The organism is Streptomyces sp. SID5785 (assembly GCF_009870065.1).
Lineage (GTDB): Bacteria > Actinomycetota > Actinomycetes > Streptomycetales > Streptomycetaceae > Streptomyces.
Genome location: NZ_WWIA01000890.1, coordinates 40,444 through 63,699, shown reverse-complemented (window position 1 = coordinate 63,699; position 23,256 = coordinate 40,444). Strand labels below are relative to the sequence as shown.

General features: G+C 71.2%; 23 protein-coding genes. 5 read left to right on the top strand and 18 right to left on the bottom strand.

Features of this window, described 5'->3' with window-relative positions; translation table 11 throughout:
• The 5 genes from GTW43_RS29220 to GTW43_RS29200 form a co-directional block, all read right to left on the bottom strand.
• Nucleotides 1-1,109 (bottom strand): putative T7SS-secreted protein (locus GTW43_RS29220; protein ID WP_343246147.1); only part of this gene is annotated, 1,109 nt, incomplete at its 3' end.
• A gap of 2 nt (nt 1,110-1,111) precedes the next feature.
• On the bottom strand, nt 1,112-1,777 hold the full coding sequence (locus tag GTW43_RS29215; protein WP_161304262.1) for a hypothetical protein: 666 nt from the start codon (nt 1,775-1,777) through the stop codon (nt 1,112-1,114).
• Nucleotides 1,774-2,346, bottom strand: a complete 573-nt coding sequence (locus GTW43_RS29210) for a hypothetical protein (protein ID WP_237536874.1) — start codon at nt 2,344-2,346, stop codon at nt 1,774-1,776. Before GTW43_RS29210 ends, GTW43_RS29215 begins: the two co-directional genes overlap by 4 nt.
• A gap of 90 nt (nt 2,347-2,436) precedes the next feature.
• Nucleotides 2,437-3,162, bottom strand: a complete 726-nt coding sequence (locus GTW43_RS29205; protein ID WP_161304989.1) for a TetR/AcrR family transcriptional regulator — start codon at nt 3,160-3,162, stop codon at nt 2,437-2,439.
• A 35-nt stretch (nt 3,163-3,197) separates the two neighbouring features.
• A complete protein-coding gene (locus tag GTW43_RS29200) occupies nt 3,198-4,142 on the bottom strand; it encodes a diiron oxygenase (protein ID WP_161304988.1) in 945 nt (314 codons plus the stop codon).
• 119 nt (nt 4,143-4,261) lie between these two features.
• On the opposite strand from GTW43_RS29200, the gene GTW43_RS29195 reads away from it, so the two are divergent.
• Together GTW43_RS29195 and GTW43_RS29190 are read left to right on the top strand one after the other, a co-directional pair.
• On the top strand, nt 4,262-5,365 hold the full coding sequence (locus tag GTW43_RS29195) for a ferritin-like domain-containing protein (protein WP_161304987.1): 1,104 nt from the start codon (nt 4,262-4,264) through the stop codon (nt 5,363-5,365).
• Nucleotides 5,366-5,431: 66 nt separating this feature from the next.
• Nucleotides 5,432-6,256: a hypothetical protein gene (locus GTW43_RS29190; protein ID WP_161304986.1), complete on the top strand. Its 825-nt coding sequence runs from the start codon at nt 5,432-5,434 to the stop codon at nt 6,254-6,256.
• Nucleotides 6,257-6,284: 28 nt separating this feature from the next.
• On the opposite strand, the gene GTW43_RS29185 is transcribed toward GTW43_RS29190, so the two are convergent.
• The 6 genes from GTW43_RS29185 to GTW43_RS29160 form a co-directional block, all read right to left on the bottom strand.
• Nucleotides 6,285-7,760 (bottom strand): penicillin-binding protein 2, encoded by a 1,476-nt coding sequence (locus GTW43_RS29185; protein ID WP_161304985.1) that lies wholly within the window; start codon nt 7,758-7,760, stop codon nt 6,285-6,287.
• Nucleotides 7,757-9,154, bottom strand: coding sequence for an FtsW/RodA/SpoVE family cell cycle protein (locus GTW43_RS29180; RefSeq protein WP_161304984.1), 1,398 nt, complete (start codon nt 9,152-9,154; stop codon nt 7,757-7,759). The genes GTW43_RS29185 and GTW43_RS29180 overlap by 4 nt, the downstream gene beginning before the upstream one ends.
• Before the next feature lie 40 nt (nt 9,155-9,194).
• Complete coding sequence (locus GTW43_RS29175) at nt 9,195-9,548, bottom strand: SH3 domain-containing protein (RefSeq protein WP_161304998.1); 354 nt, start codon at nt 9,546-9,548, stop codon at nt 9,195-9,197.
• 150 nt (nt 9,549-9,698) lie between these two features.
• Nucleotides 9,699-10,970, bottom strand: coding sequence for a HAMP domain-containing sensor histidine kinase (locus tag GTW43_RS29170; protein WP_161304983.1), 1,272 nt, complete (start codon nt 10,968-10,970; stop codon nt 9,699-9,701).
• The gene (locus GTW43_RS29165; protein WP_343246146.1) at nt 10,967-11,713 is read right to left on the bottom strand and encodes a hypothetical protein; all 747 of its coding nucleotides are present in this window, start codon (nt 11,711-11,713) and stop codon (nt 10,967-10,969) included. Before GTW43_RS29165 ends, GTW43_RS29170 begins: the two co-directional genes overlap by 4 nt.
• Before the next feature lie 249 nt (nt 11,714-11,962).
• Entirely contained in the window at nt 11,963-12,271 is a 309-nt protein-coding gene (locus tag GTW43_RS29160; RefSeq protein ID WP_161304982.1) for a hypothetical protein, read from the bottom strand.
• Between the two features lie 204 nt (nt 12,272-12,475).
• On the opposite strand from GTW43_RS29160, the gene GTW43_RS29155 reads away from it, so the two are divergent.
• Complete coding sequence (locus GTW43_RS29155) at nt 12,476-13,315, top strand: nuclease-related domain-containing protein (protein WP_161304981.1); 840 nt, start codon at nt 12,476-12,478, stop codon at nt 13,313-13,315.
• A 125-nt stretch (nt 13,316-13,440) separates the two neighbouring features.
• Here the strand turns inward: GTW43_RS29155 and GTW43_RS29150 are convergent, their stop codons facing one another.
• Nucleotides 13,441-14,346 carry an ATP-dependent DNA ligase gene (locus GTW43_RS29150; protein WP_161304980.1) on the bottom strand — a complete coding sequence of 302 codons (906 nt, stop codon included), beginning with the start codon at nt 14,344-14,346 and terminating at the stop codon, nt 13,441-13,443.
• On the bottom strand, nt 14,343-15,224 hold the full coding sequence (gene ligD / locus GTW43_RS29145; RefSeq protein ID WP_161304979.1) for a non-homologous end-joining DNA ligase: 882 nt from the start codon (nt 15,222-15,224) through the stop codon (nt 14,343-14,345). The genes GTW43_RS29150 and ligD overlap by 4 nt, the downstream gene beginning before the upstream one ends.
• Nucleotides 15,225-15,325: 101 nt before the next feature.
• Between ligD and GTW43_RS29140 the strand changes: the two genes are divergently transcribed.
• Nucleotides 15,326-16,381 (top strand): Ku protein, encoded by a 1,056-nt coding sequence (locus GTW43_RS29140; protein WP_161304978.1) that lies wholly within the window; start codon nt 15,326-15,328, stop codon nt 16,379-16,381.
• A 22-nt stretch (nt 16,382-16,403) separates the two neighbouring features.
• Here the strand turns inward: GTW43_RS29140 and GTW43_RS29135 are convergent, their stop codons facing one another.
• Entirely contained in the window at nt 16,404-17,513 is a 1,110-nt protein-coding gene (locus GTW43_RS29135; RefSeq protein WP_343246148.1) for an acyltransferase family protein, read from the bottom strand.
• A 474-nt stretch (nt 17,514-17,987) separates the two neighbouring features.
• On the bottom strand, nt 17,988-19,310 hold the full coding sequence (locus tag GTW43_RS29130; protein WP_161304976.1) for an endonuclease/exonuclease/phosphatase family protein: 1,323 nt from the start codon (nt 19,308-19,310) through the stop codon (nt 17,988-17,990).
• Nucleotides 19,311-19,928: 618 nt separating this feature from the next.
• Between GTW43_RS29130 and GTW43_RS29125 the strand changes: the two genes are divergently transcribed.
• Nucleotides 19,929-20,615 (top strand): HAD family hydrolase, encoded by a 687-nt coding sequence (locus GTW43_RS29125; RefSeq protein WP_343246145.1) that lies wholly within the window; start codon nt 19,929-19,931, stop codon nt 20,613-20,615.
• On the opposite strand, the gene GTW43_RS29120 is transcribed toward GTW43_RS29125, so the two are convergent.
• From GTW43_RS29120 to GTW43_RS37715, 3 genes are read right to left on the bottom strand one after another with little or no spacing between them, the layout of a single operon-like run.
• A complete protein-coding gene (locus GTW43_RS29120) occupies nt 20,612-21,457 on the bottom strand; it encodes an NAD(P)-dependent oxidoreductase (RefSeq protein WP_161304975.1) in 846 nt (281 codons plus the stop codon). The two genes, GTW43_RS29125 and GTW43_RS29120, sit on opposite strands and share 4 nt — an antisense overlap.
• Nucleotides 21,454-22,041 (bottom strand): guanylate kinase, encoded by a 588-nt coding sequence (locus GTW43_RS29115; protein ID WP_161304974.1) that lies wholly within the window; start codon nt 22,039-22,041, stop codon nt 21,454-21,456. The genes GTW43_RS29120 and GTW43_RS29115 overlap by 4 nt, the downstream gene beginning before the upstream one ends.
• Entirely contained in the window at nt 22,038-23,042 is a 1,005-nt protein-coding gene (locus tag GTW43_RS37715; RefSeq protein ID WP_202502081.1) for an ATP-binding protein, read from the bottom strand. The genes GTW43_RS29115 and GTW43_RS37715 overlap by 4 nt, the downstream gene beginning before the upstream one ends.
• Nucleotides 23,043-23,256: the final 214 nt, after the last annotated feature.

Sequence of the window (23,256 nt, the reverse complement as noted above, 5' to 3'; positions counted from 1 at the left end):
CCGCTGCGGGCGAGTCCGGCGCCTTTTGTGCCGATGAGTTCGGGGATGAGGCGGCCGACGAATTCGGAGGGGTCCTTCTTGAAGCCGTCGACGGCGGCGGTGACGATGCGTTCGGGGTGGGCGGCGGTGGAGACGAGGCCGGAGAGCGTCATGGAGACGTTCTGCATGTAGGCGGCGGGGTGGGTGAGGTTGTAGGGGTCGGTGGGGTTGAGGCCGCGGGCGAAGTTGACGAGGCCTGCGGTGCCCTTGAGGGCGCCGCCGACGACGTGGGTGAGTTCGGTGTTGTAGGCCTTGTAGCCGTCGACGAGGGTGTTGCCGAGGCGGTCGAGCGGCGGCGGCTCGGCGGGGGCGTGCGCGAGGGCCGCCTTGACCTTGCCCTGGGCCTCGGACGCCGCGGTGTTCCGCTGCTTGCGGGCGGTGCCGAGCTTGTCCCGTGCAGCCTGGATGTCGGCCTTGCCGGGGTCCTTGAACGGCTCCGGCACCGGGCCGGGGTCCTCGTCGGCCTTGATCTTGGCGTTGTAGGCGTCGACCTTCTTGTTGTAGGCGTCGACCGCGTCGTCCGAGGCCTTCTTGCCCTTCTTGTAGAGCTCGACGGCTTCTTTCGCCTGGCCTTGGGCCCATGTGACGGTCTCGGCGTAGGTGTCGAGTGCGGTGGAGGCGGTGTCGCAGGCGTCGGAGGCGTGGGCCCATTTGGTGGGGTGGACGCCGAACTTCTTGCGGAACGCGTCGCCGCCCTCGCCGGCCCAGCCGGAGGAGTCGACCTTGCGCATGCCGGAGCTGACGTGGTCGAACGCGGTGTGGAAGTCCTTGAGGTGTTTCGCGGACTCGCGGATCTTGCCGGGGTTGCCGTGGACGAGTTCGTTCGCCTCTTCCGTCTCGCCGAGCTGCTGCTCGCCGGGGGTGGCGCCGAGGTCGGAGGCGACGTCGTCGCCCCAGTCCTCGACGGCGTCGGCGGCGCCGTGTGCGCCGACGTAGTCGAGGCCGTCACCGAGTGCGTTCGTGGCGTGGTCGATGCCTTTGCCGACGAGTTTCTTCCCGGTGTCGATGCCGTCCTCGAGTTTGCCGAGGCCGTCGTTGACGCCGTCCTTGAGGTCGCCGAGGAACCCCATGCTCACTCGCCCCCGTTCTGCTGCTGTGCGGCGGCTTCGGCCCGGGCTTCGGGGGAGGGGCCGAAGGTGGAGTCGAGCCACTGGTCGTACTCGGCGTCCGACATGCCGGCCGCGCCGTGCAGGTTCTGGGGGTTGAGGCCCATGGGGCCCATGGTGCGGGAGGTCATCACGTCGCGTCCGGCGTCCTTCCAGCCCTGCTCGCTGTTGGCGAGGGCCTGGTCGAAGGACTCCTTGCTGTAGTCCGGGCCGGACAGGACGCCGGAGGTGGCGATGTCGCCCCAGCCCTGCTGGGTGACCTCGTCCTCGGAGGCGTACGGGTTGCCGATCGCGGCGTTGGTCACGACCTTGAGGCTGCCCTCGACGTACTGCTCGGTCTCGTAGTACGTGCCTGCCGACAGGCCGGTCTTGACGGCGAACGAGTTGCCCTCGTTGACCAGGGACCGCACGCCCCATTCCCAGCGCTCGCAGAACGACTTGAACTCGTCGGTGAGGCCCTCGTGGCCCAGTTCCAGGCCCGACAGGGCGACATCCCCGAAGCCGCGCCCGGCGCCGGCCTCGCCGACCATGCCGAGTTCCTTCAGCTCGGCCAGCGCCTCGGTCAGTCCCTTCGCGACCAGCGCCAGACCATCGGCCTTCAGATCCTTACCGCCACCGCCACCGCCGCTCATCGCGCTGCCCCCTCGTCCGTGTCCGTGTCGGCTTCGGTGTCGCGGTCGACGGCGGCTTCGTCGGGGACGATGCCCATGACCGGCGGGAAGACCATGCCGTCGGGTCCGTCGGCGCAGTCCAGTGCGACGCCGCAGGGCACGCCTGCCGCGGGGACCGCCACGTCGAGGAGGCGGGCGCCCAGGATCGTGCGGTACGTCCATTCGCGGGTGTACTCGCCGCGGGCCTGGGCGTAGCGGGCCAGGGCCTGTTCGTCGGAGAACGCCAGGATGAAGCGGATGCCGTTGAAGTCGGCGGTGAGCAGGCCGCGCTCCTCGTCCGGGACGGGCTCGTCACCGAGCGGTACCAGGACCGCCGTCCGACGGAACTCACCCAGCAGCGCCGCGAACTCCTTTTTGCGGGCGATCACTTCGGGGTCGTCGAGCGAGGGCCCGGGCTCGGGCGCCGCCGCCTCGGCAGGCTCCGGCGTGGCCTCGGCGGGCCCCGCGGGACCGGTCATCTCGGCGTAGTCCGCGAGACGTGACCTCGGCGCCTTCCGCGGCTCGTCCGCCGCACCCTCGTGCTCAGACATACCGGCCATGATGACCGCAGCCGTTCGCCCGCCGCAACGTGCCTGCGTGACACCCCCGGCACGGCCGGCCCGGGTCGCGACCCCGACCCGTCACAGCAGGTGAGCGGCGTCGCCCACCACGGTCAGCACGCGTCGCGCGAGCTCGCCGACCGGGCCGTCCGCCGGCTCCAGGGCGAGCGCCCGGCGCACGACGGCCGCGGTCTCGGGGTCGCGCCCGGCGGAGGCGGCGAGGACCGCGATGAACTGCTCGACGAGCCCGTCGCGCAGTTCGTCGAGCGGTGGCCGCTTGTCCTCGTCGAGCCAGATCAGCGAGGCCGCCTCGACCGCGGTGATCCACATGCGGACCGTCATGCGCAGCCGGGACCCGGGGTCCTCGGCCGACAGGTGGGCCAGGATGTGCTCGGCCGCGGCCCGCCGCACCCCGTCCACGATGGCCGTCGTCCGGGACGTCTCGACCACGCTGCCGCCCTGCAGCAGTGCGGCGAACCCCATGTCGTGCTCGTCGACGAAGGCCAGGTACCGGTCCAGGGCACGGGCCAGACGCGTGGTGAGCGGGCCCTCCGGCGGTTCGGCGAAGCACTGTTCGAGCGCGTCGGCCGCCGAGCGCAGCGAGGCCTCGTACAGCTGCTGCTTGCCGCCCGGGAAGTAGCGGTAGACGAGGGGGCGGGAGACGCCCGCGGCCTCCGCGACGTCGTCGAGGGAGACCTCCTCGGGCGCCCGGTGCGCGAACAGGGACAGCGCCGCTTCGAGCAGCTGCGCACGCCGCTCCTCGACGCTGAGCCTTCTGTAGGCGGGCGTACCGGTTGCCGAGGTCATGCTGCGAAGGGTAACCGGCACCCCGGCCGCCGTCCTCAGGCCAGCAGGCCGGAGGAGCGCCACAGCCGGCGGCCGGCGCCGCGCAGCACGCCGATGTCGTCGAGGAAGTCGGTGAGCCGCTTCGCGCCGGTCTGCATCACCTCGCGCCGGTGCCCGCTCGCCCTGACCTGCGCCACGGCCTGCCGCTTGTCGAGGCCCACGTTCGGGTAGACGTCGGGGTTGACGAAGGCGACGGAGAAGACGCGCGCGAACTCGCCGGAGGTGAGCCGGGTGAACTCCTGCGACCAGCGCGGGGCCGTCATCATCTGGCGCCGCAGCTCCTCGCGGGCGTAGCGCACGTGGCGGGCCTCCTCGACGACGTGGATGCGCGTGACCCCGCGGACCAGCGGCTGCACCCGCTCGTCCGGGAAGGTCAGGCGCTGCATCCAGTCGAGGATCTCCTCGCCGAGCAGGGTGGCCGTGAAGGAGCCGGGCGTCGTGGAGACGGTCTTGAACAGCCGGCCGAGATGGTGGTGGACGGGGCCCGGCGGGTAGTGCGGGGTGGCGCCGCGCGTGATCAGCCGGGCGAACATCTTCGAGTGCCGGCACTCGTCCTCGATCTCGGTCAGCGCGTACCGCACGTGCGCGCTGGTCGCCGGCTTGTCGTAGACGTGCCGGACGAGCAGCTGCATCAGGATCAGCTCGAACCAGATGCCGAGCGAGGCGAGCGCCGCGGCCTCGTGCTGCGACAGGGCGATCCGCTGCTCCTCGCTCATCCGCTTCCACAGCGGAGTCCCGTAGAGCGAGACGAGCTCGGGCGGCCAGAACCACTTGCCGGGCTCGAAGGGGGCGTCCCAGTCCAGCTCCTTGTCGGGGTCGAAGGAGTGCCTGGCGGAGGAGGCGAGCAGCCGCTCGGCCACCTGCTCGCGGTCCTTGAGCAGGCCGAGCGCGTCCCGCAGCCCGCCGAGCGCCGTACGGCCGTCTTCCGTCGTGGTCGTCATCGCCGACTCCGCAGTCCTGTCGAAGAGTTGACTCTTATGAGACGCCCCGTCAGCAAGGCCGTCAATCCCTTGCGCACGACTTGTTGACCCCGCGTCCAACAGCGTGTGAGCCTGCCGGTATGTCGACGCACGAGCTCTACACCAGGGCCCCGAGCGCAACCAACTGGCAGGTACCGTCCGCCGGTTCGGCCCGCTTCAGCTGGGAATACGACGACGGGCGCGACCGGCTGCTCGCCCTGTACCAGAAGGGCAAGGACAAGCAGTGGGACGGCGCCAAGCGCATCGACTGGGACCTGGAGGTCGACCCGCTCGACCCCCTCGGCACCCCGGACGAGGCGATGTCCCTGTACGGCACGCCCCACTGGGCGAAGATGACCGAGCGCGACCGGGGCGAGCTGCGCAAGCACTACGCCTCCTGGCAGTTCAGCCAGTTCCTGCACGGCGAGCAGGGTGCGATGGTGTGCGCCGCGCGCATCGTCGAGTCCGCGCCCGACCTCGACGCCAAGTTCTACTCCGCGACCCAGACCATGGACGAGGCCCGGCACGCGGAGATCTACGGACGCTTCCTCCACGAGAAGATCGGGCTGCTCTACCCGATCAACGACAACCTCCAGGCGCTGCTCGGCGACACCCTGCGCGACTCCCGCTGGGACATGCCCTACCTCGGCATGCAGGTCCTCATCGAGGGCCTGGCGCTGGCCGCGTTCGGCATGATCCGCGACACCACGGACAAGCCGCTGCCCCAGCAGATCCTCGCCTACGTGATGCAGGACGAGGCCCGGCACGTGGCCTTCGGGCGGATGGCGCTGCGCGACTACTACCGGCAGCTGAGCGACGCCGAACTGCGCGAGCGCGAGGAGTTCGTCATCGAGGGCTGCTACCTGATGCGCGACCGGCTGCGCGGAGTGGAGGTACTGGAGGACTTCGGCATCCCGAAGAAGCAGGCCGAGGAGTACACGGAGCAGTCCGAGTTCCTCGCCCTGTTCCGGCAGTTGCTGTTCTCCCGGATCGTGCCCTGCGTCAAGGACATCGGCCTGTGGGGCAAGCGGCTCCAGCAGGCCTACGTGGACCTCGGCGTCTTCGAGCTCGGCGACTCGAACCTGGACCTGCTCATGGCCCAGGACGAGGAGATCGCCGAGAAGCTCGACGCGGAGCGCTTCGCCGCGGAGGAGCGCGACCGGGTGGCGGAGGTCGACGCGGCGATCCGCTCGGGCGAGGCGTAGCGCCCGCCCGGCCGGGGCGGACATACCCCGTACAGGTTGTCGGCCGGATGCAGTAGCGTCTCCGGCGTGTCCACGCCACCGAACCAGCCGCCGCAGCCCAACCCGTACGGGCCGCCCCAGCAGCCGCAACAGCCCTATGCCCCGCCGCAGCAGCAGCCGCACGACCAGGCGCAGCAGCCCTACGGGCAGCCGCCGGCCTACCCGGGCTTCCCGCAGCAGCCGGGTGCCGCGCCCTGGGGCGCCCCGCCGCCGCCCAAGAAGCGCACCGGCCTGATCATCGGGATCGTCGCCGGAGTCGTCGCGGTCGTCCTCATCGGCGTCGGCACCCTCGTCTACATCGGCTCGCGGGTCGCCGGCGGCTTCCCCGAGGCCGAGTACCGGCTGACGCTGCCGCAGAAGGTCCTCGACGGCAAGTACGAGCTGGCCCAGGACATGTCCCAGGCCCAGGGCAAGCAGATCGAGGACGAGGCCGACGGCGCCTGGGACGCCAAGGACACCAAGGCGGTCGTCGGGCAGTACACGCTCGGCGGCGACCAGACCAAGGGCGTCCTCGTCGTCTCGGGCATGTACGGCCGGTTCAAGAACGCCGACAAGGCGCGGGAGAACATGATGTCGGGCGCCGGCGAGGCCGACGGCGCGACCGTCGCCGTCCAGCCGCGCGACTTCCACCCCTCGGGCACCGACGTCACCATCACCTGCCAGGTCCTCACCCAGACCAGCGGCGCGGCCAGCATCACGATGCCGATGTGCGGCTGGGCCGACGGCAACACGGGCGCCTCGATCGGTACCGCGGGCGCCGACTCGGCGACGCAGGACCCGAAGGAGGTGGACCTGGAGGCGGCCGCCGAGGACGCCGCCAAGGTCCGCGAGGAGATCCGCAAGCCGCTCTGAGCGGCACGGACGGCCGCGGGCCCGCGCCTCAGCGGGCCCGCGCCGACCGCAGCACCGCCTCCATGACCGCCCGCGCGACGGGAGCCGCGCTGCCGCCGCCGCTGATGTCGGCCCGGTCCGCCGCCGCGTCCTCGACCACGACCGCGACCGCCACCTGCGGCTGCCCGGCGTCCCGGTCCTGCGCGTAGGAGATGAACCAGGCGTACGGCGTGCCCTCGTTGTTGACGCCGTTCTGCGCTGTGCCCGTCTTGCCGCCCACGGTCACGCCCTTGATCCGCGCGTTCGTGCCCGTGCCGCTCTCCACCGCCGCGACCATCATCTTCTGCAGCTCGCTCGCCGTGTACGGGGACATCGCCTGCCGGTAGCTGCTGCTGCCCGTGGTCGACACCGCGGTGCCGCCGTCCGTCGTCGCCCGGTCGACGAGGTGCGGCGCCATCACCGTGCCCCCGTTGGCCACCGCCGCCGCGACCAGCGCCATCTGCAGCGGGGTCGCCCGGGTGTTGAACTGCCCGATCGAGGACAGCGCCAGCTGTGACGGGTTCATGTCCGTGTCGAAGTTGGACCGCGACACCACCATGGGGACGTGCACGCCCGGGTCGTTGAACCCGAAGGCCTGCGCCGTGCGCACCATGTCCGCCAGCCCCACCCGCACCCCGAGGTTCGCGAACACCGTGTTGCAGGAGATCCGCAGCGCCTCCGCCAGCGTCGCGTTCTCGCAGGCCGCGCCCCCCGACTCGTTGCCGAGCCGGGTCGTGGTGCCCGGCAGGGTGTACGGCACCGGGGTGTCGGTCTGGGAGTCCGTCCCGTCCACGACGTCGTGCTCGAGCGCCGCCGCCGCGGTGACCACCTTGAACGTCGAGCCCGGCGGATACGTCTCGCGGATCGCCCGGTTGAGCATCGGCCGGTCCGGGTCCGCGGTCAGCCGCCGCCACGCGTCCGCCGCGCCCCGGCCCGTCCCCGCGAACTCCCCGGGGTCGTACGACGGCGTCGACACCAGCGCGAGGATGCGCCCCGTCGACGGCTCCACCGCCGCGACCGCCCCCTTCTTCCCGCCGAGCCCCCGGAACGCGGCCTCCTGAGCGCCCGCGTCCAGCGTCGTCTCCACGTCCCCGCCCGCCTCCCGCGAACGCGACAGCTCGGGCCAGAACGGGAACGGAGCGAGCAGCGGGTCCGTCCCCGACAGGATGTCCTCCTCGGCGCCCTCCACGAACGACGAGCCGTACGTCTGCGAGGCGTACCCGGTGACGGGGGAGTACAGCGGCCCGTTCTTGTACGTCCGCTCGAACCGCAGCGCCTGCCTGCTGTCCCGCGACCCGGTGACCGGCTTGCCCTGCACGAGGATGTCGCCGCGCGGCTGGGCGTAGCGTGCGATGCTGCCGCGCCGGTTGGCCGGGTTGTCGTCGAGGGAGCCCGCCTGGAAGACCTGCACCCGCGCCGCGTTCACCAGCAGCGCGACCAGCAGGACCAGGCAGAAGGCGCAGGCGCGCCGGATGTACCGGGTCATGCGCGGGCCTCCTGCGCGCTCCGCGCCGCGTCCGGCGCGGGCAGCGACCGGTGGGCCGAGTCGCTGAGGCGGACCAGGATCGCCACGATGATCCAGTTGGTGACGACCGACGAGCCGCCCTGCGCGAGGAACGGCATCGCCATGCCGGTCAGCGGGATCAGCCCGGTCACCCCGCCCGCGATGACGAAGACCTGCAGAGCGACGATCGAGGCGAGCCCCGTCGCGAGCAGCCGGCCGAACGGCTCGCGCAGTTCGAGCCCGGCCCGGTACCCCCGCTCCACGAGGAGGGCGTACAGCAGGTAGATGGCGGTCAGCCCGACCAGGCCCAGCTCCTCGCCGGCCGTGGCCAGGATGAAGTCCGACTTCGCCGCGAAGCCGATCAGGACGGAGTGTCCGAGTCCCAGCCCGGTACCGAACATGCCGCCCGCCGCGAACGCGAACAGCGACTGTGCGAGCTGACCGGGACCGTCGCCCGCGGCGATCGACGCGAAGGGGTGCAGCCACACCTCGACCCGCCCGTGCACATGGGGTTCGAACGAGGCCACCACGACCGCGCCCGCCGCCGCGAGCAGCAGCCCGATCGCGATCCAGCTCGCCCGGCCCGTCGCGACGTACAGCATCACCACGAACAGGCCGAAGAACAGCAGCGACGTCCCGAGGTCCGTCTCCAGGACCAGTACACCGACGCTGAGCGCCCAGATCGCGAGGATCGGCGCGAACACCCGCATCGTCGGCAGTTGCAGCAGCCAGATCCGGCGGCCCGTGTACGTGAGCGCGTGCCGGTTCGCCGCGAGGTAGCTGGCGAAGAAGATCGCGAGGAGCACCTTCGCGAACTCACCGGGCTGGATGGACAGGCCGCCGATCCGGATCCAGATCCGGGCGCCGTTCACGGCCGGGAAGAAGCCCGGAAGGATCATCAGGCCGAGCGCCGCGGCCACCGACAGGTACGCGTACCGCTGGAGCACCCGGTGGTCGCGCAGCAGCAGCACGAACACGATGAACAGGGCCACGCCGATCGTCGACCACACCAGCTGGGTGGGGGCCGCGTCGTCGTGCGGGGTCTCCAGGTCGAGGCGGTAGATCAGCACCAGGCCCAGGCCGTTGAGCAGGACCGCGATCGGCAGCAGCAGCGGATCGGCGGCCGGGGCGCGCAGCCGGACCGCGAGGTGCGCGAGGAGGGCGAGCACGCCGAGCCCGGCGCCGTAACCGGCGGCGCCGGGCGGGACCGCGTCGTTCCTGGCGAGGCCCACGGCGCAGTAGCCGTAGACGCTGAGCAGCACCGCCAGGACCAGCAGGGCGAGTTCGGTGCCCCGGCGTCCGGGGACGCGCACGGCGGGCACCGAGGGGGGAGCCTTCGTTCCCGGTGCGCCCGGAGAACCCGTGGGTGCGGTCATACCGGGAACGTAGCAAGCAAGTGCTGGATATCCGGTTATGTCAGCACCAGCGGGGCGCCCGCCCGATGTTGTCGATGTACTTCGCCGAGCCCCAGGCCCAGGTGCCGTCGGTCAGCAGGTACCAGAGGTGGTTGCCGCCGACGTTGTCGCCGCTCGTCTTGCAGTAGATCGGGACGATCGCGTGGTACGGCTCCACGCGGACCACGCGGCTGCCCCGGGTGGGCGCGTCGCGCAGCAGCAGCCCCGACTTGGCGGTGACCCGGCCCTTGTAGACCGGCGGGTGGTGGCCGCCCACCGCGCTGTCGTCCGCCAGCGCGGGCGAGGCGGTGGCCGCGAGCGTGGCGGCGGCGGCGACGGCTATGCCGACGCGGGTGCTGACGGTCCGTACGGACATGCGAGCCATGAGGTCTCCTCCTGGGCGGTCGGTGAGGGGTTCCGGACCGGTTCCCCGCTCTCAGCCAAGCCCCCAGGACGCCCCCGCGCACGGCGGCCGCCGCCGCCGGGGTGACCACCCGGACGGCGGACGGGACGTTCGGAACACGCCTTATCCGGGCCAGGCCGAGGGCTGTTCGTACGGCAGCGTCAGCGTCGCCACCGCGCCGCCGTCCGGCGCGTTCGTGAACCGCAGCCGGGCGCCCAGGACTTCGGCCTGGCCCAGTGCGATCGTCAGCCCGAGCCCGTGCCCGCGCGCGCCGCCCTCCGTACGGAACCGCTGCGGCCCGTGCTCCACCAGGTAGTCCGGGAAGCCGGGGCCGTGGTCCCGCACCGTGATCACCGGTCCGTCCACCGTCAGCCCGACGGGCGGGCCGCCGTGCCGGTGCGCGTTGGCCACCAGGTTGCCGAGCACCCGCTCCAGGCGGCGGCGGTCCGTCACCACGCACACGTCCCGCACCACCGACACCGCGGTCTGCGGGCCCGCCGCCCGCACCACCCGCTCGGCGACCGGGCCGAGCCAGGTGTCGTCCAGGTCGACGCGCTCGCTGCGCGCGTCGAGCCGGGAGATCTCCAGCAGGTCCTCGGTCAGTGTGCGCAGCGCGGCGACCCGGTCGCGCACCAGCTCCGTGGGCCGGCCCGGCGGCAGCAGCTCGGCCGCCGCGTGCAGCCCGGTCAGCGGCGTGCGCAGCTCGTGCGCGACATCCGCCGTGAACCGCTGCTCCGTCAGGATCCGCGCCTGCAAGGACGACGCCATGCTGTCGAGCGCGGCCGCGACGTCCGCGACCTCGTCCTGGTGCCGCGCCGGGTCCCTCGTCCGCCGGTCGCCGACGCGCGCGTCCAGGTCCCCGGCGCTGATCTTGCGCGCCACCCGCGCCGTCGTGTGCAGCCGCCGCGTCACCCGCGTCACCGCGAACGCGCCGACCAGCAACGTCGCCCCGATGGCCAGGACCGACGAGCCGAGGATCGCGTTGTCCAGGCCGTCGATCGTGCGCGCCCCCTGCGAGTAGTCGATCCGCACGGCCAGCGCCCGCCCGCCGGAGGCCGGGCCCGCCGCCCACATCGTCGGCGCCGGGTCGTCGGCGCCGATCATCGTGCCGCGCTCACCGCCCGACGCGAGCTCCCGCAGCGCGCCGGGCAGGCCCGGCGGGTCGACGCCCGCGCCCGGCGGCAGCCGCCCGCCCGACTCGTACCGCTTGCCCGCGTCCTCCAGGAGCGAGAGGGCACGGTCCCGGGCCTGACCCACCGTCTGGTTCGTGACGGAGACGTGCACGAGGACGCCGAGCAGCGCGGTCAGCGTGCAGCACATCACCGTGATGAACGCGGCCGCCTTCCACGTCAGCGACGCCGTCCACGCGGGCAGCCGCAGCCGACGGCGCGTCATGAGCGCCCCGGCGAGGGGGAGGGCGCGGCCGAAGGCGTCAGCGAGCGGGTCGGGCGCGGCGTCGGGGTGCCCGGCGGGCCGGTCCGGATGATCTCGTCGCGGGTCGGCAGCATCGCCTTCTGGTGCGTGTCGTACGACCACGAGGTGCGGTACTCGTACCCGGGCAGGTCGGCCGCGGCCCGGACGACCAGGCTGTGCCCGGCGAGCTGCACGTTGATCACCGCGTCCTTGTCGTCCATGATCTGCGTCAGCCGGCCGCCGGCGTACATGTAGACCTGCGTGTACAGCTGGCGCTTCGGGGCGCGCACGGCGATCAGCAGATCCGGCTTCCCGTCGCCCGTCAGATCCGGGTAGTACGCGCGCAGCACCGGGCAGCCGGACGCGCCGGACGTGTCGCACGAGCCGAGCGCGTCCATGACGTCCGCGTACTCCTTCGGGTCCGCCTCCAGACGGGCCCGTACGACCGCCACCGGATCGGCCCGGCGCAGGTCGCCGCCCGGCACGGCGACGCCCTCGACCCGGGCGGTGTCGCCCGCGCTGTAGTCCTCGGCGGGGCGGGTGGCGGGCGGCAGCGTCGGCCACAGCGTGCGCGGACCCACCGCGGTCGGCGTCGGGCCCGCGCTCTCCAGACCGCCCGCGTCCCCGCAGCCGGCCAGCGCGGCCGATCCGGCCAGGAGCAGGACGCTCGCGGGGACGACACGCACCGCGCCGGTGCGGCGCCCGGACGGGCCTCGGGACGTCACCGCACTCCCGCCCGCACTCCTGGCCGCGCACCCGCCTGCACTCCTACCTGCACACCCGCACTCCCGCCTGAGCTCCCGGCCGCGGACCGCTCGCCGTGCGCCGATCCCGCCTCCGGATCCTAGAGTCCTCTCGCCGGGGCGCCCCGCAGGTCCCGACCGGCCGGTGTCCCACCGAGGCGCCCGCCCGAGTCCTTTGTAGACAGCCCGCCGGTCCCGCGCACCTCGGGCGGGCCCCGGGCGCCCGGGGCGTCAGCGGTCGGCCCGGCCGCGCCGCACCGTCGAGTACACGAGGCCCGCGGCCCCCGCCGCCGTCATCGCGCCGCCTGCCGCCAGGAAGTACGGATTGGTCGCGACGGGGTCGTCCGGCCCGCCCGCGGCAGGGCCCTCCGGCACGGCCCCCTCGTGCGGGGACGTGGTCGTCGCCACCGGCTGCCGTCCCGCGCCGTCCGGCAGCCCGCCGTGCTCCGAACCCTGCGCGAACGCGCTCGCGGGCACCAGCAGGGCACCGGCGGCGGCCGCGGTGACGAGGGCACGGCGCAGCAGGACGACGGCACGCATGACGAGGACTCCTTCCGGGGGCGGTACGTCCACGCTAGAAGCCGGCCGTCACGGCAGCTCGGCGACTGTGTAACAGCGGCCCGTCGCTCCGCACCCGAAGCCGTGACGACGGCGCCCGCCGCCCGCGCGCGCCCCGCCTGCCCCCTTATCCGCCTTCTTGCCCCGCGCCGGGCTTGCTGCTCCCATGGTCGGGGGGTGATGGACATGAGCGGATCGCACCACGGCCCGGGCGGCAGGAGCCGGCTGCGCGTCGTCCCGTCCTGGCGCCACGGCCAGGAGCGGCTGTACGTCCGCGGGAGCGACGGCAGGAACGTCGCCTGGTACGACCGGGACGCGGCCCGGGTCAATCTCCTCGGCCCCGACGAGACCGTCCGCGAGGCGGTGCTCGACGCACTCGGGCCCTTCCTGACCGGTTCCGTGACGGTCGGGCCGCCGCCCGTGCCGACCCCCGCCGAGCTGGCCGTGCTCAGCCTGCACCCCGACGACGACCTCGCGCCGAACCGGCCCGGCGAGGACCTCCTCGTCGCCCTCGACCGCACCCCGGCGCCGCACGCTCGGCTCCGCAGCGACCCGCGCCGCCGGGCGCTCGCCGCCCAGCAGCGGACCGGGGAGATCCTCGACGGGCTCGACCCGGCGGGCTGGCGCGTGCTGCACTCCGTGCCGCTGCCCGGCGCCGGCCGCATCCACCATCTGCTGATCGGCCCGGGCGGACTGTTCGCCCTGCACGCGCTGCCCGCCCGCAAGCGCCGGGTCCGCGTCGACGACCCGCTCGTCGGGTCCGGCCGCGGCGAAGCTCAGCCCCTGCTGCGCCGGGTCCGCGCCGACGCCTCCCGCGCCGCGCTCGCCCTCACCGCGGAGGTCCGCCCCGCGCTCGTCCTGGTGGAACCGGCCGCGGTGGAGACCCCGGGCCCGCCCCGGGACGTCCGCGTCCTGACGGACACGGACCTGCCGTCCCTGGCGCGCACCGGCGGCCTCCTGAAACCGGCGGACGTGGAGGCCCTGTACGCCATGGCCCGCGACCGCCGCGCGTGGGATCGCGTCTGACGTCTGACGTCTGACGTATGGCGTCTGGCGCGGGCGCGGCCCCGAGAGTGCACCGCCACACCCGGCCCGCGACCACCGAAAGCGCACACCCACACCAGGCCCGCGATCACCGACAGCGCACCGCCTCACCGGAAGCGCACCGCCGTCGCCGAGAACGCGCCGTGCCGCGTCGTGCGCTGGGTGACCTCCAGCGTCGGTCTGCCGTCCTCCGGCAGCACCCGGTACGGGACCTCGCCCACCCCGACCGCCGTGACCACCGCCTCCTCGCCCGTCCCCGGCGGCAGCACCCGGGCCGCCTCGGCCCGCAGCCCCGTGGGCAAGGGCGTCGTCAGGACCGGGGTGCCGTCGCCCGGCAGCGCCACCACCAGGGCGCGCGGCCCGCTCGGCGGCCCCGTGAACCCGACCACCACCGCGTCCCGCGTGTCGCTGTGCCGCAGCTTCAGCCAGCCGCGCCGCCCGGCCGGGTAGGGCTCGTCGACCTGCTTGGCCACCAGCCCCTCGATCCCGCTCGCCGTCAGCGTCTCGTACCAGGTCACGGCTGTCTCCCGGTCCGTCGTGGACGGCACCGGCTGCAACGGCGGACCCAGCGGGCCCAGCAGCTCGACCAGACGTTCCCGGCGCTCCGCGTACGGCCGCCGACGCAGATCCGTGCCGCCGAGCACGAGCAGGTCGAACGCGGCGTACGAGGCCGGCAGCTCGCGCGCCAGGATCCTGGCCCGCGCCCCGGACGCCGCCGCCGCGCGCCGCTGCACCGCGGCGAAGTCGGTCCGCCCGTCGTGCCAGACGACCACCTCGCCGTCCAGCACGGTCCCGGCGGGCAGCGCGGTCGCCGCCGCCACGAGATCCGGGAACGCCCGCGCCACGAGCCGCCCCGAGCGGGCCTGGAGCACGACGTCCGCGGACTCCCTGCACACCACCATCCGGTGCCCGTCGAACTTCGGCTCGAACGCCCATCCCGTACCGGCCGGCAGCGCGTCCACCGACCGGGCCAGCGCGACCTCGACCCGCGGGTCGCCGGCGCGCGGCGTCATGGGAGGGGCCTCGCGCGGTTGAGGTTGATCAGCGGGGCGAGCAGATCCCCGTGCGCGGCGAGGCGCGGCGCGATGTCGTCGGGCAGGAAGACCAGCTCCTGCGCGTCCGTGCAGTGCTCGACCTCCGCCCACGTCACGGGCGCGGACACGGTCGGCTCCTGGCGGGCCCGCAGCGTGTACGGGGTGGCCGTCGTCTTCGCGGCCGCGTTCTGGCTGTGGTCCACGAAGACCTTGCCTGGGCGCAGCTTGCGGGCCATCCGGTGCACGACGAGGCCCGGCAGCGCCGCCTCCGCCTCCTGGGCGAGCGCCTTCGCGTAGGCGCTGACGCGGTCGGACGGCGTCGGCACGAGCGGGGTCAGCAGGTGCAGCCCCTTCGACCCGGAGGTCTTCGCGTACGCGTGCAGCCCGTCCGCCGCGAGCCGCTCGCGCAGCCACAGGGCCACCTCGCAGCACTGCACGATGTCGGCCGGCGCCCCCGGGTCGAGGTCGAGGACCAGCCGGTCGGCCCGGCCGGGCGCGTCCGCCTGCCACTGCGGTGTGTGGAACTCGGTGACGAGGTTCGCCGCCCACACCAGCGAGGCGAGGTCCTGGACGAGGATCTGCCGGGCCGGGCCCTGCGCGTGCGGCACCTCGGCGGTCTTCACCCAGGCGGGTGTCCCCGGCGGCACGTTCTTCGCGAAGAACCGCTGGCCGTCGGGCCCGTCCGGGAACCGCAGGAAGGACACCGGCCGGTTGTACAGGTGCGCGAGCAGCGGCCCGGCCGTCGTCGCGTAGTAGTGCAGCAGCTCGCCCTTGGTGAACCCGGACGCGGGGTAGAGCACCTTGTCCAGATTGCTGAGCGTGAGCCGCCGCCCCTCCACTTCTGTGATGGGCGCCATACCGTAATACTCTGGCAATCCGACATTTCGGCACATCTCGTACGGCACGTGCGGCACGGACGCCTCGTGCGGCGGAGCGAGAGCGAACCGGGAGGTACCCCGTGCGCTCCATATGGAACGGCGCCATCTCCTTCGGCCTGGTCAGCATCCCGATCAAGCTGGTCAACGCCACCGAGCACCACGCCATCTCCTTCCGCCAGATCCACCGCGAGGACGGCGGACGCATCCGCTACCGCAAGGTGTGCGAACTGGAGGACAAGGAGGTCGGCGCCGCCGAGATCGCCAAGGGGTACGAGGAGGCGGACGGGTCGATCATCCCGATCACCGAGGACGACCTCGCCCAGCTGCCGATCCCCACCGCCAAGACGATCGAGATCGTCGCGTTCGTGCCGGCCGACCGGATCGACCCGCTCCAGATGGACACGGCGTACTACCTCGCGGCGAACGGCGTCCCCGCCGCCAAGCCGTACACGTTGCTGCGCGAGGCCCTCAAGCGCAGCAACAAGGTCGCCATCGCCAAGTTCGCCCTGCGCGGCCGTGAGCGCCTCGGCATGCTGCGCGTCGTCGACGACGTCATCGCCATGCACGGCCTGCTGTGGCCGGACGAGATCCGGGCCCCCGAGGACGTCGCCCCCGACACCCATGTCACGGTCCGCGACGCCGAACTCGACCTCGCGGACGCCCTCATGGACACGCTCGGCGAGGTCGAGCTCGAGTCCCTGCACGACGACTACCGCGAGGCGGTCGAGGAGATGATCGCCGCGAAGGCGGCCGGCGGCGGCACGGAGGAGACACCCGCCGCACCCGCCGCGGAGGGCGGCGGCAAGGTCATCGACCTCATGGCCGCCCTGGAGAGCAGCGTGCGCGCGGCGAAGGAGGCACGCGGCGCCGACGGCGACGAGCCGTCCGGGGCGGCCGAGCCGGCCGAGGTCACCCACCTCTCCAGCCGCGGCCGCGCCGCCAAGAAGACGGCGTCCTCCGCCGCGAAGAAGAAGACGGCCGCGGGGAGCGGCAAGAAGACCGCGGCGTCGGCCGCGAAGACGGCCAAGGCGAAGCCGCAGCCCGCGAAGAAGCAGACACAGAAGAAGGCGGCCGCGGCCAAGAAGACCACGACCGCCAAGAAGACGACCGCGCCCCGCAAACGGGCGTCCGCCTAGGCCCCGAGGGGCCCTGAGGGGCCTACGACCGGTCCGGACTCCGCCCGGACCCGGCGGCAGCACCCTGCGCGCTGGACCCGCTCCGGCGGAACGCCCACTCCATCTTCGGCTCCATCACGAACCGGAAGGCCCGCTGCACCGGTGGCGTGCACAGCACGGTGATCACCGACATCGCGAACACCGTCACCGTCACCTCGCCCCACGGCGTGTGCACCCAGTCCGCGTCGTACCAGTCCCCGAACCGGGACCCCTTCGCGAGGAACCCGTGCAGCAGGTAGCCGTACAGCGTGCCGGCCCCCAGCGCCGTGAACCACAGCTTCCGCCCCGGCACCCAGGCGAAGAAGCACGCCACGAGCACCACCGAGCAGCCGAACATGGCCAGGGTCATCACGGCCCCGCTCCATCCGGGCGCCGCCAGCTCCTGCGCGCTGTCACGCCGGTAGAACCAGGCCGCGTTCATCCGCGGAGCGGCCCAGTACGCGAACAGCAGCGCCGCGGCGAACACCGGGACCGCCGCGATCCGCGCCTCCTTGCGCCGGACCAGCTGGAAGTGCTCCTGCTTCAGGCACAGACCGAGCACGAAGAACGGCAGGAACTGCAGCACGCGCTGGAGGTCGAGGTCGTCCCCGATGTCGGGGGAGACCGACGCGAGGACGGCGATCGCGAGCGACAGCGGCAGCGGCCAGCGCACGATCTTCCACAGCGGAGTCGACAGCCGCCACACGAACAGGGCGATCAGGAACCAGGTCAGGTACCAGGGGTCCAGCAGGCTGATCGGGTAGTCCGGGTCGTCGCCGGCCGTCCGCTTGAAGAACGTGTACGCGACCTCGAACACTACGTACGGCACGGCCACACCCGTGATCAGCCGCTTCAGCCGCCCCGGGCTCGCGTCGAACGACCGCGAGAAATAACCGGAGATGACGATGAACGCCGGCATGTGGAACGTGTAGACCGTGATGTACAGCGCCGAGGCCGCCCGGCTGTCCCCGCGCAGGGGTTCCCAGGCGTGCCCCATGGCGACCAGCACGATCGCCAGGTACTTCGCGTTGTCGAAGAACGCGTCCCGCTTCTTGCCGGGCCCCCGCGCGGTGCCCGCGGCACCCTGGGCGGCGGCTCCCGGCGGGGAGGGCACCGTGGCGTTGTGCGCGGGCAGCGGGCTCCTCGGAGCCGCGATCCGGACCTGGTCGCTCACGATCCCTCCCGTATGGAACCTCGAATGGAACCTGGGTGCCCGAAAGCTCGTCTTCCAGAGTTTGCGAGGTTCAAGTGGCTGCGAGACATCTCAGGCACCGTAGTCACCGAGGGTGGCCGCCGTAAACCCGAGCCGGTCACGCGTGGCATGCCTCACTACGACGAGCCACCGACGACAAAAAGGGACGACTGGGGCGAACGCGCACCGGCGGGTGACGCCAACCCCGGCGTGGCCAGGGCGAGATCGAGGCGCAGGTGTCGATCGCCCTCGGCGCGACGACCGGCCCGGTCACGCGGGCTCCGACCGGGCGACGGTCCTCGCGGGCGCTCCCATCTGGCGGTCCGTCACCACCGCCGACCCGCGGACCGCCCTCCAGGGGTGAGCCCCGCTCGGCCGAGCCCCCTCTGCAGCCTGTCAGGTGGCCGGCAGCGAGATGGTTCCGTAGAGCGTCCAGTGGTCCGAGGAGCCGGTGGTCGCGGAGACCGCGCACGTGAACGAGGTGTTCCGCGGTGCGAAGATGTAATCGATCTTCTGGGTCGCCTCACCGGCCGCGTTCTTCACCGCAGTGGACGGGCCGGAGCGGGGACTGTTCAGATCCGCGCCCTGGGCGCATTCGCGGTAGGAGGCGTAGGTGCTCACCAGGGCGGTGCGGTTCACGTCGCCGCCGTCGTCCCCGGTCGAATCCGGTGCCACGGAGTTCAGATCTCCACCGAAGACGGCCCGGTACCCCGAGGGCGCCTGATCGGCGAGCTGCATCAGTGCCGCGGCTTGCTTCGTACGGTAAGCGCCCTTCGGGTCGTCGTACCCCTTACCGGCGCTGAAGTGGGACGTGCACACATGAACGGCGTGCTCGGGCAGGTCCGCGCAGAGAGCCGGACGCTGTTCGGCCTTCTTCGTGGGGTCGCGATCCAGCTGCGCGGCAGGCGATTCCAGCGTGAAGCCCCGGTAGTAGGTGTTCGATGCCGGTACGGCCAGTGCGACCCCGAAGGCTCCGCGGTCGAGTCCGTCCGCCTTGGCGCATTCCTTCTGCGCCTTCACGCCACCTGGCAAGGACTGGCCGAGCTTCCCGATGTCGTACTGGGTGGGGGCGAAGCGGACGTCCCACTCGCGGCCGGTTCTGGCCTCCAGGGCCGTCTCCACCGGTTTCGCGTGCTTCTCGCAGAATTCCTGGAAGAAGATCACGTCGGGCAGGACCTCGTGGTCGCTCCCAGGCTGGGCCAGCCGGTCGATGATCTCCGCGGACAACTGGTCCTTTCCGGCCCAGTTGTCATCCCAGCAGTTCGGGTTGTTGTTGGCGCAGACGTTCCAGGTCATGACGTTCAACTTGGACGCGGATCCAGCGGTGGGGGCCGGACTGCCCCCGCTCGTTCCGCGCTGCCCCTGGGGGACCAGCGTGAATCGCTCCCAGCTTCCGACCGTGGTCGACCGGGCTCTGAGCATGTCCTTGTCGTCGCCCAAGGACGCGTGTTCCACGGTGACGTACTTGTCGTTGGCCACCGACTTCAGTGCGACCTGCATCGGCCCATCGGATGCGCGCGACTCGACGACGAACTGCTGCCATCCGCCGATGTCGCCGCCCCGGGCCTGCATCATTCCCTCGTAGGCCCCACTCGCCCCCAGCTCGGACGTGGCGAAGAAGCCGGTCGCCTCGGAGCGCAGAGCGATGTTCCAACCGGCCTGGTTGGTGTGCAGGGTGAACCGCTCCCACGAGCCCACGGACGACGCTTTCGCCGTCATTCTCCCGTTGTTGTCCGGATCCGCAGACACGTACAAGCCATTGGCTTCGGACCGCAATGCATAGCGTTCCCCCGCGGACTTGGAAACGTTCTCGGCATCAGCCGAGACAGTTGCCGCCCGAGCGGGCGCCGCAGGAATTACTGAGATCCCTATCGCCATGGCCAGAACGGAAAAAAGAATCGAGAGTCCTCTTCGCACCGAACCCCTCCCCTGGTCGAGTCGCCCCGCAGCGTACCTCCAAGATCATCTTGGTGTCCGGGGAGGAGGTCCGGAGTTCGCGAATCCGAATCCGCGCCGAGTGATGAACGGCCCGTCCCTGAAAGGGGCCTGTCGAGGACCTGCCGAGGTCGGACTGCAGGGCCGACGTTGTGCGAGCCCTCAGGGGCATGAGAAGAGGGCGGGAGTCAGTGTCACTGACTCCCGCCCTCTTCTTCAGGCATCCGCTCTGGTCGCCTACAGAATTTCGTAGGTGATCCGGCGAGTGCCCCCGGCAGGATTCGAACCTGCGCACACGGCTCCGGAGGGCATTCCTCGCCACAGCCAAAACCGCGCCCTGACCTGCCAACTCTCCAAACCCGCAGCGGCCACGACGCGATCTCTATCGCATACCATGCGCAGGTGCCGTCGAAGGGCACGGTTTCCGGCGAGTACGGTTCCCAGGTGCTAGCACTCTTCGACCTCGACAACACTCTCATCGACCGCCAGGCGGGGCTGGATACCTGGGTGCGCCAGTTCGTTCGGGCCCGGGGCCTTGAGTGCGGAGCCGAAGTCATCATTCGCGAGCGGCTGAGCGAGCGGGCCTACCCCTCAGACTTCGAGACCCTGCGCGCACGGCTGGGTCTCGCGGAGCCCGCAGATGCTCTGTGGCAGGAGTACATCTCGGGCGTCGCCCGGTCGGTGCGGTGCTTCCCCGGTGTCCCTGAGGCGCTCTCCACACTCCGCGCGGAGGGCTGGACCCTGGGCATTGCCACGAACGGCGCTGGAGAGATTCAGCGGGCCAAGCTCGCCGCGACGGGGCTGGCGTCCGCGTTCGACGGGATCTGCGTCTCCGAAGAGATCGGCTCCCGGAAGCCGGAGCTGGCGCACTTTGAGGCGGCAGCTTCGCTGTCCGGCCGGCGCCTCAGCGAGGGCGGTTGGATGATCGGGGACAACCCCACGACGGATATCGGCGGAGCGTGCGCGGCTGGCCTTCGCACCGCGTGGGTGTCGCACGGGTGCGCTTGGGCCGAAGGCCCCCACGTGCCCGACATCGAAGCAGAGAGCGTTGTGGGGGCCATCGAGGCGCTTCGAGCCCGGGAGCGCTAGGACTCGCTCGATTCGTTGTGCAGGCTGGCGATGGCCTGCGACAGGCTTGGAGGCGAATCCCGGAACTCGGTCCACCGGCTCATGGCCGTAGCGGATGCTTCGGCCAACTCGGAGGGGAGCCCTGCCTCGCGCATTGCCTGGGCGACCTCCTGCATTTCGGGGCCCCAACGCCAAGAGCGCGCTGCCACCTTGGGGAAGTAGTCGGTCTCCGCGAGGTAGCTACTCGTACGCTGTTGCGCGATATCGAGCAGTTCACCCTCCACGCCGTGCTCAGCAGCGAGCGCGTACGCAACTGCTGCGAGTACGCGGCTCGACTTCTGGTAACTGCTGTAAGCGAGCTTCAGCGCCGACGCTCTCCCCAGTCCCCCCGCTAGCGGGTAGGGGTGTACGGCGGAGTCGGCGAAGAGGGCGGCCACTACGGAGAGAGCGTCCTGCGGGCCTGAGAGATACAACCGCGTGTTCTTCGACGTGGATGGAGGGGAGCCGACGATCGCCCCGTCGACCACCACGGCGCCTGACCGGCGCATGAGTCCACCGATCCGCTCAACGGTGCCAGGTGCGACCGCGTTGCCATCCACGTACGTTCCCGAGAACCCGCAGGCCGCGACCTCCGCCGCGACCTGCTCCGCATTGGCCGGCGGGCAGATACTGAGGATGATGTCCGCTCGTGCGGTCAGCTCGCCGACGCTGGCCACGGCCTTTAGGCCCTGCTGCCCAGCCCGCCGCATGGTCGCTTCGCTACGCCCTGTTGGGCACCAGAGGACTTCGTACCCGCCGAATGCGGCCTGGCCCGCGACGGCCGCGCCCATGCTGCCGGGGTGGAGAACACCGAGAACGGTCACTGCACAAGTCCTCGGATATCGCGCTCTACCGTGCCGGCGCCATCCTCCACGGCCGCCTCGATGATTCGCGCAGCTTCCGAAGCGGTGAGCCGATCGGTGTGGAGTACCGCCGACCACGGTTCCGCTGCGTGGTCCAAGAGATCCTGTCGGGTCTCGTGCCAGACCTTGAGCCGGGCCTCTACATCCTTGTCGCCACGGCCCTGGCAGCGATCGGCCGTCACTGCGAGCGGGCACCACAGGAGCACCTTCACCCAGCGCAGCGGGAGCTCGCTGACAGCGCTCACGCCTGCCACCTGCCCCATGTGCAGCACAGGGATTCGCCCGGCGCCGGTGAGCGCGGAGAGCTCGGGGCGGTCGATTGCGTATTCAGCGTCGTACCGGGCGTTCCGGTACAGAACCTCACCTGCGCGCGCCAGCTCCTCGATGCGTTCAGATGTGGTGACTCGGTATCCGGTGGTCCTGCCCGGTCCTGCCTTGAGTCGTTGAAACAGGACAAACTCAGGATTCAGAGAGGACAGTTCACCAGAGATGGTGTCCTTTCCGGAGCCTGGCGGACCGTACAGGATGACACCGGAAGCACTCACAGGGTGCCGCCGTTCAGTACGTCCCGGGCTTCGTCCACGAGGGTTACGGCTCCGCCAAGTCGGTTGTCCACCACGAAGTGCGAACCTTGAGGGCGCATATTCAAGTCAAGCGACCCGAGGTAGTCATCCCACGCTTCCATCTTCCACATGTCGCGTGCCGCGCCACGGAACTCGATGTACTCGCGCATGGATTCGGCGTCACATTCGACCCAAATCGTGGAGAGCTGAGCCTGGCGGGGTCGGCAGAAGTTCTCAAATCGCCGCATCCAATCCGCCTGCGAGAACTCTGCGACGAACGGGGCATCGAGGATCACGGAAATTCCGTTGCGGATGTTTTCTTTCGCCACCTCAATGAGGCAGTGATATTCGAGCGGGCGGACCTTCTCGCGGTACAGATCCGAGCTGCGGTCGTGCGCCTCGCCGCCGAGGGCCACGAGGAGCTGATCCACGAGCCGCCGCGTGAGAGTGTCCTTGTCCAGGATGGTCCACCCCGTAAGGCCGCCCAAGAACTTGGCGAATTCCGACTTCCCCGAACCGGCAAACCCTCCGACCAGCACCACCGATGGGCCTGACGCCACACTTCCTGTGCCGGTAGTCCGATGGCGCCACGCGTCGATTACGCACTCTCGGAGGGCGTCAGCATCCGCGTCACCCGTCCCCGGATGAATACTCCCCAGCGCCCTCCTGATTGCCTCAGACGGCTCGACGAGCGTTCGTTCCAAATGTGCGGGAGCACTTATCACTTGAGGTCCTTCTCCGGGGAGCGGCGGTCGGAACCCGAGTTCTGCCTCACTGCGGCGGTAGAGGATGCAATAGGCGCGCCGGTAATGGACGTTGGGGCGGGTACCGTTCTCGTGATTCCAGATGGTTTGGAAGTTCGCGGCGACGTTCAGCTTGTGTCGCTCTGCGATATCCCGCAGCTTGTCCCCCACCTCTTCCAGGGTGAGTTGAAACTCATCCCGAAATTGGCGCAATGGGTTCGTCTTTACCGTGCTAGCCATAGTTCCCCCTGGGGTAGCTGCCTGGAGCCGCGAGTGTAGCGGCCTGTGTAGCTCAGCGAAACCTGGTGATAGAGCGCGTATAAGCGAGCGTTTAAAAGAGCTGAGACTACGTCAAGTAAGAGTTCGTGATACCGAGTTACGGCCTCCCGTTGTGGAATTGAGCACATCCAAACCGGAGGTGCTCATGAACCAAAGCGAGAGTGCAGCGACCGGT